The 11,830-nt window shown below is 40.4% G+C and carries 8 protein-coding genes; 5 read left to right on the top strand and 3 right to left on the bottom strand.

What is annotated here, in order from left to right; all coding sequences use genetic code 11:
- Positions 1–310: 310 nt before the first annotated feature.
- On the bottom strand, positions 311–2,131 hold the full coding sequence (locus CALSC_RS05590) for a peptidoglycan D,D-transpeptidase FtsI family protein (protein WP_088240411.1): 1,821 nt from the start codon (positions 2,129–2,131) through the stop codon (positions 311–313).
- Positions 2,132–2,310: 179 nt separating this feature from the next.
- The gene (locus tag CALSC_RS05585; protein WP_088240410.1) at positions 2,311–2,988 is read right to left on the bottom strand and encodes a hypothetical protein; all 678 of its coding nucleotides are present in this window, start codon (positions 2,986–2,988) and stop codon (positions 2,311–2,313) included.
- A gap of 252 nt (positions 2,989–3,240) precedes the next feature.
- Here CALSC_RS05585 and CALSC_RS26280 point away from each other — a divergent pair, with 252 nt between their 5' ends.
- From CALSC_RS26280 to glgB, 4 genes are all read left to right on the top strand, one after another.
- On the top strand, positions 3,241–3,390 hold the full coding sequence (locus CALSC_RS26280; RefSeq protein WP_159460568.1) for a hypothetical protein: 150 nt from the start codon (positions 3,241–3,243) through the stop codon (positions 3,388–3,390).
- 267 nt (positions 3,391–3,657) lie between these two features.
- Positions 3,658–3,825 (top strand): hypothetical protein, encoded by a 168-nt coding sequence (locus CALSC_RS26920; RefSeq protein ID WP_200817573.1) that lies wholly within the window; start codon positions 3,658–3,660, stop codon positions 3,823–3,825.
- A gap of 193 nt (positions 3,826–4,018) precedes the next feature.
- Complete coding sequence (locus CALSC_RS05580; protein WP_088240409.1) at positions 4,019–4,330, top strand: hypothetical protein; 312 nt, start codon at positions 4,019–4,021, stop codon at positions 4,328–4,330.
- Between the two features lie 229 nt (positions 4,331–4,559).
- Positions 4,560–6,857, top strand: coding sequence for a 1,4-alpha-glucan branching enzyme (gene glgB, locus CALSC_RS05575; protein ID WP_235006687.1), 2,298 nt, complete (start codon positions 4,560–4,562; stop codon positions 6,855–6,857).
- Positions 6,858–8,047: 1,190 nt separating this feature from the next.
- Here glgB and ptsP read toward each other — a convergent pair.
- Complete coding sequence (gene ptsP, locus CALSC_RS05570) at positions 8,048–10,747, bottom strand: phosphoenolpyruvate--protein phosphotransferase (RefSeq protein WP_088240412.1); 2,700 nt, start codon at positions 10,745–10,747, stop codon at positions 8,048–8,050.
- A 313-nt stretch (positions 10,748–11,060) separates the two neighbouring features.
- Between ptsP and psbP the strand changes: the two genes are divergently transcribed.
- A complete protein-coding gene (gene psbP / locus CALSC_RS05565; RefSeq protein ID WP_088240408.1) occupies positions 11,061–11,606 on the top strand; it encodes a photosystem II reaction center PsbP in 546 nt (181 codons plus the stop codon).
- Positions 11,607–11,830: the final 224 nt, after the last annotated feature.

Below are 11,830 nucleotides of genomic sequence, written 5' to 3'. Positions count from 1 at the left end.
ACAGCCGAGATTAAAAATAGTCAAATATTCAGTCAAGCTACCGTAGCTGGAGGCAGTCCCGATGAAAAATAATTTGCACCACCAATTATCTAAGTATAATTTTTCCTTCCCCCTGCTCCCTGCCCCCTTGCTTAGAAGTCAGGAGGGAACAGGTGTTTTCATGCTTGGTTGTGGGATTTTCCTCTGGGGGAATAACTTGAAAATGGGAATTAGGGAGCGATCTTTTCATGTTTGCTTATGAGATTTTGCCGTGATTTAATTTATTCTCTCTCTTGCACCCTGCACCCTAATATCATGTAATCTTAATCTCTCAGTTCATAGGTTGACTGGGTGCTATTTTCTCCAGGGAAATTAGTGCTTCCATGACTGATTTGACAATTGGGGCGGCAACTGTGCCGCCGTAGGCATGAGCACCCTTGGGTTCATCAACTAATGCTAATACTACATAACGAGGTAATTCTACAGGTAGTATACTGACAAAACTGGTTATTCTTGCGTCACTGCGGTAGCCACCAGATTTACTAGCCTTTTGTGCCGTACCTGTTTTCCCAGCAATCCGGTATCCGGGGATTTTGGCAGCTTTCCCAGTTCCATTAGCTACAACTATTTCCATCATTTCCACAACTGTTTGAGCAGTTACAGGGGAAAAAATTTGCCGTGGCTTTGGTAAATTGAGGGAATCATGGATCTGTTTTTTACTATCTATGAGACCTTTAACTACATGGGGAGTAACTAATTTGCCACCATTAGCTAAAGCTCCATGCATTTGGACTAGCTGTAATGGGGTAATGGAAAAACCTTGACCAAATGAGGTGGTGGCAGGCTCAATGGGGGAGTTGATAAATTCTTCTTGAGGTTTGAGTTGACTAGCAACGGCGGAAGGTAAATCTGTTTCTAAACGTTGTCCCAAGCCTATACGCTCTAACCAACCATAGTAAGTAGAAGCATTTAATTTCTGAATAATTTTTACCATCCCCACATTGCTGGAATGTTTTAAAACTTCCGCAATATTAATATTGCCATGACTTTTTAATTCGGCATTTCTAATGGTGTGATCGGTTACTTTAATTGCCCCAGAGTCATTGACAACATCATCAGGTTGTATACTACCTGTTTCCAGAGCGATCGCTACATTTAAAGGCTTAAAAGTGGAACCAGGTTCATATAAATCTGCCACTGTCCAATTTCTAAACAGGGATATATCTGCTTGGGAATATCGGTTAGGGTTGTAGGTTGGCTGGGAAACCATTGCCATAATCGCACCATTCCAAGCATCCATAACAATCACTGCTCCTCTTTTGGCATTAAATTTTTTGATTTGTTTCATCAGAGCAGTACGAGCAGACCTTTGCAGACGGCTATCAATAGTTAATTGCAGTCGCAAATCGTCATCATGGAAAAATCCTTGGGGAGTGTGGTTGGGCATTAATAACCCATTCCCAGTCCTACTAATACGTAAAGTTTTGCTGGAACGTTCTAGTAGCTTTTCTTGGCTATATTCCACCCCCGCTTGACCTCGACGATCACTATTTACATAACCAACAACATCAGCAAATAATTTCTGTTGAGGGTAAAATCGGGAGTATTTTTTGCTCAAATCTAAGCCATCCAAGCGCAAACCATAAATTCGATCTGCAATTTCTTCTGGTAGGCTGGATGCAATTAAAATACCGCTTTTTTGTTTGGCAAATTTTTTTTCTAAATCCCCAGCATTTTTATTAAGAATAGAAGCTAATCGCTTGGCTATATATTCCTTTGATTTGCCAAATAATTTGGGATGGGCATAGAGGGTATAGGCAGGGCGATCTATTGCTACCAGGTGCAAATTCCGATCCAACACTGGGCGACGAAGCATAAACGGTCTAACTGCTACCATTTGTTGCCGCCGCGCCTGTTTTTTCAACTCTGGTCCTCGGACAATTTGTAAATTATACAAATTCAAAGCTAGCCCTAATCCAGAAGTAATTAATAACCCCCAAACTAAAAATAGTCTGGTTTTCATATTGGCAGTTAATTCCGGAACTTCTGAATCAAAAAAAATCCGTAATTTACGTAATTCTGCTTGCCGTTTTTCTATAAATTTTCTGGCAATAAAGTTGCGTTCTTTGATTTTAGTAGATGATTTTTGCATAAATATTTGTATCTTTGTCTTGCCATAAATGTCAAGATTAAATCTCAATCAGCTCAGCTGTTGTGCGTTTTTAATGCATAACAGCAATTCAGAAGTCAGAAGTGACGGAAATTGTAGCCATTAACCAATACCAAATGAATATACAAGTTAAATGCGTAGCAGCTAGCAGCTTAGTACAGTTAATAACCCAGTGAAGATGGGAGTGAAGGCTGTGTTTGAGGCTGGGCTATATTCCCATAGGAATTTTGATTAACTTCCAATTGTGCTTCTGGGAGAAAAATTGTTTTTTTGGGATTTGGGGATAACAATCCAGCATTGGGTTTTGCTGCTTCTTGAGCCATTTTGTTTTTTAAAACCTCATTAGTTTTCGTCAACTGTCGCTCATCCCGTTGTAATTCTTGTAGCTTTTGGTAATTTTGACCCCAAAGTTTTTGGGAATATACAGTCCAACCATAAACCACTAGAACTGCAACTACTAATAAAAATGTCCCCAAGCAAGAATAATGGTATAGATTATAAAAGCGTAGTAACCACCTGGGTATTGTGGTATTAGAAGGAGATAATCTGGGAAGAGATGCAATTTGTTGTTGGTTTGTTCCCAGGGTTGATTGCTCTGGGACTAGTTGACGTTTTGGCGATGCTGGAACTGTAATTTTTGTTCTTTGTTTACCTATTATCCGTTGCCTAGGGGTGAATAATTGTTTTTGGCTAGGTAACTGTGTAGTGGGTAAAGCACGGCGATGATTCACAGACTTAGGTGGTAACTTTCTTGACCCCTTATTTAATTTTGATTGGATTAAATCTGACTGTAACTGTTTGCGTCTTGCTCTAGTATTCTGTCGATGTGTAGTAGCCATAATTTTTGTAAAATAAAAGGTAATTGTAATTCAGATTACAGAATTTGGTGCAAAGCCCACAGTATTAATCGGTGGAATACAGTGCAATGCGACAAGGCTTATAAATCCCGGACACACACCTCCGGCGACAGCCCCTCCTGAATATGACTGCATATAAAACTAGCAAAAAATATTGATCGCTAGTCGTCTGGCTAAAAATGTGACTTCCAGGTATTTTAAAATTCATCAAGACTAATTAACTAAAAAAGTTAGATGACTATTGATATATCTAGATTTTTAGCCTTAGAAGGGCATCTCAATTTTTATGTAATTTATAGCAATAAAATATATGAATTACAAATGAAATTAGTCAAAATGTTTACTTCTTGTTCCCGTATCATTCTGTGCTGCGATCGCTTATAATTTAATTAATATGGATCAAATTTCGGCAATTCCAAAAATCCACAGCCAAAAATAGTCCCCTAGAGGGAAATCCCACAATCAAGCATATTAGCGCAGCTTAATGCCGAGCAATGAAGACCTCTGACGGGCTGCCAACTGCTGAATCCCTACTTTTAAGTCAATAAGCTTTATCTAGTTTATTTTTTTGGTCACAAAAAGCTACAAATAAGGTATGTTATTCAACAGATAAAAATTTTTTCGATCACAAAGTAAAAATAAAGAGGAGCTATGAAATTTAAAATCTTTGGTTTTACCCTAGCACTTACTTTTGCTACTGTTCTAGGAGCTTGTGCACCGCCAACTCCCCCAGCTAGTACTGAAGAAACTACTAAACCAGCCACTACAGGTGAGCCTGCTGATACTGGTAAAAAATCCCCTGCTCCTAAGAAACCTTAGGTTAGGGTTAAAATTAAGCCTTGTTAAGGTGCTCCTCACAACACTCTACGATATGGAAATTTTATTTCCACACATTTTTGGATGAAGTTGTTTTCAAACTCTCCGGTAATTCTATTCACTTTCCTCGCAGGCGATTGCATTTAGCTTTTACCTGCGATTCTTTCTGATAGGGGAACTGCTTGCTACACAGACAATGAAGCAAATCGGATTTGTGTTTTTAACTGCCATTATAACTACCCTGGTGTTGCTCTCCAGTCATTGGCAGCAATTAACAATGGCATTACCAGCAGCAGCAGATATTCCAGAGGAAATATTGCGGACAGAAATTATCACCGCAGCTAGATCCCCTATTGATGGGAAACTTTTGACTGCTGCCGAGTATGCGGAATTACAAGCAAAATTACAAACCGCTCCACCACCAAAATTAAATACAAGGGTGCGGGAAAACATTTTTTTACTACGTTTGCGGAAGTTATTATTCACAATTTTCCCATTTTTGAATTGACACTCACGCTATTTAATGCATTCAAGAATTAATCCTTGACTAAAAATATTTGCCCACAAAATATTCGATATTTATATTCAATTGGCGATCGCATTGTTACTCAGTGCTGATTCTGGGTTAAGATTGCGAAGATGACAAAATTTGCAAATAAACGTAAAGATTATATATAGATATATAACAAACACAAGCAGATTTAATTTAACCACTTTACATTCAAGTAGGTAGCTCCATGTCTATAAGTACGATCGCTCCCGAACAGGTTAACCGTATAGTTTGGAATCAGCATCACGATCCCTTTGAAATTCTGGGTTCTCATCTCATAGAAAACAATGAAAAAACTGTTTGGGCGGTTCGAGCCTACTTACCAAATGCCAGTGCTGTATGGGTAGTTCTACCAGAGGAACGTCAGGAATATGCAATGCAAGCCATACACGATCCTCACTTTTTTGAATGTACTATTGAAACAAAAGAACTTAATAACTATCAGTTACGAATTAAGGAAGGAGAACGGGAATTAGTCATTTATGACCCTTATGCCTTTAATTCCGGTCGTCTAACAGAATTTGATTTACATTTGTTTGGTGAGGGGAATCATCACCGGATTTATGAGAAATTGGGAGCGCATCCCATAGAAATAGATGGTGTTAAAGGGGTATATTTTGCTGTTTGGGCACCAAATGCGCGGAATGTTTCCTTGTTGGGGGATTTTAACCACTGGGATGGACGCAAACACCAAATGCGTAAAGGGTCAACAGGAATTTGGGAATTATTTATTCCTTCCCTAGGTGTGGGCGAACATTATAAATACGAAATCAAAAATTACGAAGGTCATATTTACGAAAAATCAGATCCCTACGGTTTTCAACAGGAAGTTCGCCCCAAAACAGCATCAATTGTCAGCGACTTAGATTCCTATTCCTGGAAAGATTCAGAATGGATGGAAAAACGTCGTCACAGTGACCCTCTGAGCCAACCCATCTCTGTTTACGAGCTTCATCTAGGTTCTTGGTTACACGCTTCTAGTGGCGAACCAGCGAAATTACCCAATGGAGAAACAGAGCCAGTAGTAACAGTTTCCGAACTGAATACAGCAGCTCGCTTTCTCACATATCGTGAATTGGTAGATTCACTGATTCCCTATGTCAAGGACTTAGGATATACCCACATTGAATTGTTACCCATCGCTGAACATCCTTTTGATGGTTCTTGGGGTTATCAAGTCACCGGCTACTTTGCTCCCACTTCCCGTTATGGTAGCCCAGAAGACTTAATGTATTTTATTGACCAATGTCACCAAAATGATATTGGCGTAATTGTAGATTGGGTTCCTGGTCATTTTCCTAAAGATGGGCATGGTTTAGCCTTCTTTGATGGTAGCCATCTTTACGAACATGCCGACCCCCGCAAAGGTGAGCATAAGGAATGGGGAACCCTAGTCTTTAATTATTCCCGCCATGAAGTGCGGAATTTCCTGGTATCCAATGCCCTATTTTGGTTTGACAAATACCATATCGATGGGATTCGGGTGGATGCAGTGGCTTCTATGCTCTATCTTGACTACTGTCGCGAAGAAGGGGAATGGCTAACCAATGATTATGGTGGTAGGGAAAATATAGAAGCAGCAGACTTTCTGCGTCAAGTTAATCACCTTATCTTTAGTTATTTTCCCGGTATCCTTTCCATCGCTGAAGAATCTACATCTTGGCCTATGGTATCTTGGCCTACCTATACTGGGGGACTAGGCTTTAACCTCAAGTGGAACATGGGATGGATGCACGATATGCTGGACTACTTCAGCATGGATCCTTGGTTCCGCCAGTTCCACCAGAATAATCTTACCTTTAGTATGTGGTATCACCACAGCGAAAACTTCATGCTGGCACTCTCCCATGATGAAGTGGTACATGGTAAGAGCAATATCATTGGTAAAATGCCTGGGGATAGATGGCAGAAATTTGCTAATGTCCGTTGTCTGTTTGCTTATATGTTTGCCCATCCTGGTAAGAAAACCATGTTCATGAGTATGGAATTTGGGCAATGGAGTGAGTGGAATGTCTGGGCGGATTTGGAGTGGCATTTATTACAGCATGAGCCCCACGCACAACTGAAAGAGTTTTTTAAAGATTTGAATCATCTTTATCGTTCTGAATCTACTTTATATTCCCAAGATTTTGCTGAAGAAGGATTTGAGTGGATTGATTGTAACGATAATAGCCATAGTGTTGCGTCCTTTATTCGTAGGGATAAAGATACCAATGGTTTTGTCGCTGTAGTATGTAACTTTACTCCTCAACCCCACTCTCACTATCGGATTGGCGTACCAGAGCCAGGTTTTTATACTGAGATGTTCAATAGTGATGCTCGCCAATATGGTGGTAGCAACATGGGTAATTTAGGGGGTAAGTGGACTGATGATTGGTCATTCCATAATCGTCCCTATTCCCTGGATTTATGTTTACCACCCTTGGGTGTGTTGATTTTGAAGTTAGATCGAGAAAAAACCGCAGAAGTACAGCAGACATCTTAGGACGAAGATTTAATTAAACCTCAACCCAACCTACTTTTTAGCTATAGGTTGGGTTGAGTAATAAAATCCTACACCTGCCATTTTTCTTTGATCAATAGTAATCGTAACGTTGCTCTATTATCCATATCTGCTTATTTGTCAGTAGTAGTCTTTTTTGATAGGATATTGGTTTTCCAAATCAATTTCTCACTTCATAGCAGCTGATTATGGTTCGCTAATTTAATCCCAATGATGGTAAAAGTAACTTGTTATTGATGATTATGTTTTTGCCTGACCTTTTGCGATCGCTAATACTAAGTTACATTCTGTTGTGGTGGTTCTAGTTGGTGAGATTGCTTCCTTACACTCTGCGACCTTCGCAATGACATGCGGGCTATTTTTGAAAGTAATTTGGTATAAACTGCAATCTAAGGTATAACAGTCTACTTAATATTATCCTTCAAAATCCTAGATAAATATATAGAATGTCATAAAATGTTGCTTATAGCCTAGAATTAATACCTAAATCTCAGACTCGCAATCCAGAAATTGAATCGATCAGCATGATGTTACTGACCGAACTTCAACAGGGCTATTCAGGTAACAGACTTTACAGGCACAACACCGAAAGCATATAGAGCAAGTTAAATAGGGCTTGCTGTTCGCGGAGCGTGCCGTTAGGCATAAAAGTCTTTTGGTGAGGGTAGGGAGTAGGGAGTAGTTCGGTGCCTCTTTAGTTCTATTCTATTAGACAGGAAAAATAACAGATGCAAGGATTTTAAACCTAAAATCCTAATTTCCTTGCACGTCCTTCCCCAATAAAATAGCCTCAAAGCATTGATAAATTAATATTTTTCAGTTATTCAGTAGACCCTAAATAACCATGCTTTTTTTGTAAGGTTGAAAGTATAACAGGTTTTTCCTTTCTCCCCAGGATTCGCAACCATTTTCCACCCTACTCACGTTAAATTACAGAGCCACAGTTGGCGATGATTACCTACTGTGGCTCAAAAAGTAAAATATTTAATTCGTTATAGGTGGTTCTGTATATGTGCCCATACTAGCAACAAAAAAATGTATGCAAAGGAAGTTTATAGACTCTTGAATCAAGCTTCACAATAAACGTAAAACTACCTATAGTAATTGCACTAATCTCAGAAATTCACAAAGCTAAAACCTAGCTATTTTCACGTACTTTTACAGCCAAAAAATTAAAGTAAAGCTGCTGTAACTAATTCTCGTACCTCAACAGCTGAATCTGCTTGTAATGCAGCTTGAGCGATCGCTTGAGTTTGGGGTAATGCTAATTGTGCGATCGCTTGTTTTAATCTGGGAATCCCTGGAGCATTTAAACTCACCTCATCTACTCCCAATCCCAATAAAATTGGTGCTGCTAAGGGTTCTGATGCTAATTCCCCACACAATCCCACCCAAATCCCGGCTTGATGGGCTGCTTGGATTGTTTGCTGAATTGTTCGCAAGACCGATGGATGGAAAGGGTCGGCTAAATTTGCTACTAAAGGATTCGTGCGATCGCTAGCCATGACATACTGGCTAAGGTCGTTAGTACCAATACTGAAAAAGTCTACTTCTGTGGCTAATTTATCGGCTATGGCAGTTGCTGATGGTACTTCTACCATTATCCCCACTTCCATCCCTGTATCAAAGGGAATATGTGCTTGGTACAATTCTGCTTGCACTTCTGCCAGAATTGCCTTGGCTGCTTGAATTTCTGCCATAGTTGCAATCATGGGAAACATGACTTTAATTTGCTGTCCTGCACTGGCTCTGAAAATAGCCTTTAATTGGGTTTTCCAGATTTGCAGGTGTTGTAAACAGAAACGAATTCCCCGCATACCTAGAAAAGGGTTAGTTTCTGGAGGTAAATCTACATAGGGTAATGGCTTATCTCCCCCTACATCCAAGGTGCGAATAATTAAGGGACGATTCCCCAAAGTTTGGGCGATCGCTTGGTAAACTGCTAGTTGTTCTGTCTCTGAAGGTGGGGTAGTTCTATCCATATACAGGAACTCGGTGCGGAATAATCCCACACCCTCAGCCCCAAAATCTAAAGCAGACTGAACATCATTAATACTGACAATATTCGCAAATACACTGATACGAGTACCGTCGATGGTTGTAGCTGGCTGATGGGCAATGGTTAGTGCTTGCTGTTGGGCTAATTGTTGGTTCTTCTGCCTGTTCTGTAAGCAGTTGATCGTTTCCTCATCTGGCTCTACCCATACCATACCAGTTCCCCCATCCATTGCGATCGCAGTTCCATCTGCTAAATGTAAAATTGATGGCGGTAAGCCCACAACTGCGGGAATACCCAAGGAACGGGCAATAATAGCGGTATGGGAGGTAGCACTACCAGCAGTAATACAAATTCCCAACACCAGATTGGGGTCTAAACTCGCTGTATCCGAAGGTGTGAGGTCATTTGCTACCACAATAGCAGGTTGAGAGATATCCAACTTGGCAATCGGTTTTCCCAGTAATAAACGTAATACCCTTTGACCCACATCCACTACGTCAGCTACCCGTTCTTGCAAGTAAGAATCTTCCAATTGATGGTAGTTAGCTGCTACTTCATCAATTACTGTTTGCCAAGCATTTCCAGCCTGTAAATGCCCTGTAAATATATACCTGTGAGCCGTCTCCATCACCATTGGATCTTGCAACAACAGCAAATGAGCGTCAAAAATCCCAGCCTCAGCATCACCAATTTGAGTATCAGCATGGGATAGGAGAGTTTGAATTTCTTGCTGTGCCAATCCTAATGCCTTGTGTAATTTTTGCCACTCTATTTCTGGATTATCTGCGAGTGATTGGGGAATATCTACGGAAGTACTGCAATCCACAGCCAACGGGACTTTCAGAAAGTTACTCATAGGAGCGATCGCCACACCTCTAGAAGCCGGAATCCCTTGTAGAGATGGGGATACAGATCCTAAGAGACTAGAGGGAACGGGGGAAGAGACAGGAGTGAAATCATCTCCACCACTTTGTGGTATCTCCTCCAGAGAGGCTGCGCCAACGGCAGTCGTTCCTGGGAGAAAACCGTCTACAACGCTGGCTCCCCAAGACCGCGCTGTCTCACCAAAATTACTTTCCACTAATGTTCGTAACGCCAATAAAGCTGCATCAGCATCAATTCCATCAGCAGCGATCGCTAATTTATCCCCCTGATGTACCCCTAAGGTGGTAACTTGATTAATACTATCACCACGGACAAAATCTGAGTTCTTAGTTAAATTGCGCACCCAAATTTGACTTTGAAATTTTCCCGATGTGGTGACAAATTTAGCTGCTGGACGGGCATGTAAACCCAAATAATTACGGACAAAAACATGTATCTCTTTCGCTTGTTTTATTTCCGATTTATTCTCTAACTTGAAAATGGGGAGTGGGGAATCAGGAGTAGGGATTCGGTCAGAGGCATTTTCATACTTGATTGTGTGCAAAGGTTCATGAGGGACTGACTCCAGAGAACTAGGGGTAGAACCCAATTGAGTTGCTTTAGCTGTTAAGGCTGCTTGTGCTTCAGCCATCACCTGGTGTATATCCTGACCAGATGCAGCCGCCACCACTGCTGCGATTGTTCCTTCCACCAGAGGTGCTGCACACAAATGCATATTTTGGCGTTGCTCATCTGGGAAAAACTCCAGAGCCATTTCTGCACTCATCACAGCACTACCCAAATCCATTAACACCAACACCCCATCATCACTATACACAGATGCGATCGCCTGATAAACCTGCATCGTATCAGTTCCCAGGGGATTTTCGGGGTCATCAATACCAGCTGCAATTGCAACAGCCACCTCACCTTGAACCATCTGGAGAGATAATTCTCGTACACCTTCAGCTAGCTGTTTACTATGGGAAACAATAATAATTCCAACCACCGTAACACCATCAACTTCGAGTGGGATTTCTACAGTTATAGTACTACGCAATTAAGGCGCGGAAATTGTTGAATCACCAAACTGACACACAACACACTTAACTTATTACTTGGATGTAGACCTGTGAGAATTACCTTAACAGGACTATATGATGGGACAATGAAAAACATAATTTAATATTCATCAAATTGCTTCCAGCCAAAGGAAAATTGACCAAAGAGTAAAAGGATACAAGCCCCGAACTTTAGACATGGGGTCAATCCAAAATCCAAAATCCAAAATCCAAAATCCAAAATCCAAAATTGTTTGACCCATGTGGAAACGAATTACTTTAATTTTATTTTTAGTTTTGACCTTCAGCTTGACTAATGCTGGGGTGGCTACTGCGGCTGGATTGAACAGTTTTGTAGATACTAAAGATGGCTACCAATTCTTGTATCCCAATGGTTGGTTACAAGTAAAAGTAGCCAATGGTCCTGATGTTGTCTTCCATGACTTCATTGAAGCGACAGAAAATATCTCAGTGGTCATTAGTCCAGTTCCAGAAGGTAAAAACTTGACTGAGCTAGGTACACCCACAGAAATAGGATATAAGTTAGGGAAAAATGCCCTTGCACCAGAAGGCTCAGGGAGAACAGCAGAATTAGTTAATGCTGAAGAGAAGGAAGTCAAGGACAAACAATACTACATATTGGAGTATGCAGTCAAATTACCTAATGGTAAAAAAAGACATAATATGGCTAGTATTACCACTAGTCGAGGTAAGCTGTTTACTTTCAATGCCTCTGTTGCTGAAAGACGGTGGCGTAGGGTAAAAGGACTTATTCAAGATTCTGTAAATTCTTTTGAAGTGTATTAAGATGTGTCCATTTTGAGCAAATTAAAGACTAGAAGCCTAGAAATATACAGTAATTTAGGCTGAAAGCCTGACAAAATCATTACAGCCTGCTCTATGCAGGCTTTTTTGTGTCGGTGTACCATTTTAGATTTTGGATTGTGAAAGATTTGCTACATAAGCTTTTCAAATTGGTATAAATACATATCTTTCAACTTTTCATAACTAAGTTGCATTCTTGTTGTAGT

Source organism: Calothrix rhizosoleniae SC01, assembly GCF_900185595.1.
Lineage (GTDB): Bacteria > Cyanobacteriota > Cyanobacteriia > Cyanobacteriales > Nostocaceae > Calothrix_A > Calothrix_A rhizosoleniae.
Note: the sequence above shows the minus strand (reverse complement) of the source record. Positions and strands in the feature narration are given on the sequence as shown.

Coding starts and splice junctions, on each gene's coding strand:
- CALSC_RS26920 (WP_200817573.1), top strand. CDS start 3,658: ATGAAATTTAAAATCTTTGGTTTTACCCTAGCACTTACTTTTGCTACT.
- CALSC_RS26280 (WP_159460568.1), top strand. CDS start 3,241: ATGACTATTGATATATCTAGATTTTTAGCCTTAGAAGGGCATCTCAAT.
- CALSC_RS05580 (WP_088240409.1), top strand. CDS start 4,019: ATGAAGCAAATCGGATTTGTGTTTTTAACTGCCATTATAACTACCCTG.
- CALSC_RS05590 (WP_088240411.1), bottom strand. CDS start 2,131: ATGCAAAAATCATCTACTAAAATCAAAGAACGCAACTTTATTGCCAGA.
- glgB (WP_235006687.1), top strand. CDS start 4,560: ATGTCTATAAGTACGATCGCTCCCGAACAGGTTAACCGTATAGTTTGG.
- CALSC_RS05585 (WP_088240410.1), bottom strand. CDS start 2,988: ATGGCTACTACACATCGACAGAATACTAGAGCAAGACGCAAACAGTTA.
- psbP (WP_088240408.1), top strand. CDS start 11,061: ATGTGGAAACGAATTACTTTAATTTTATTTTTAGTTTTGACCTTCAGC.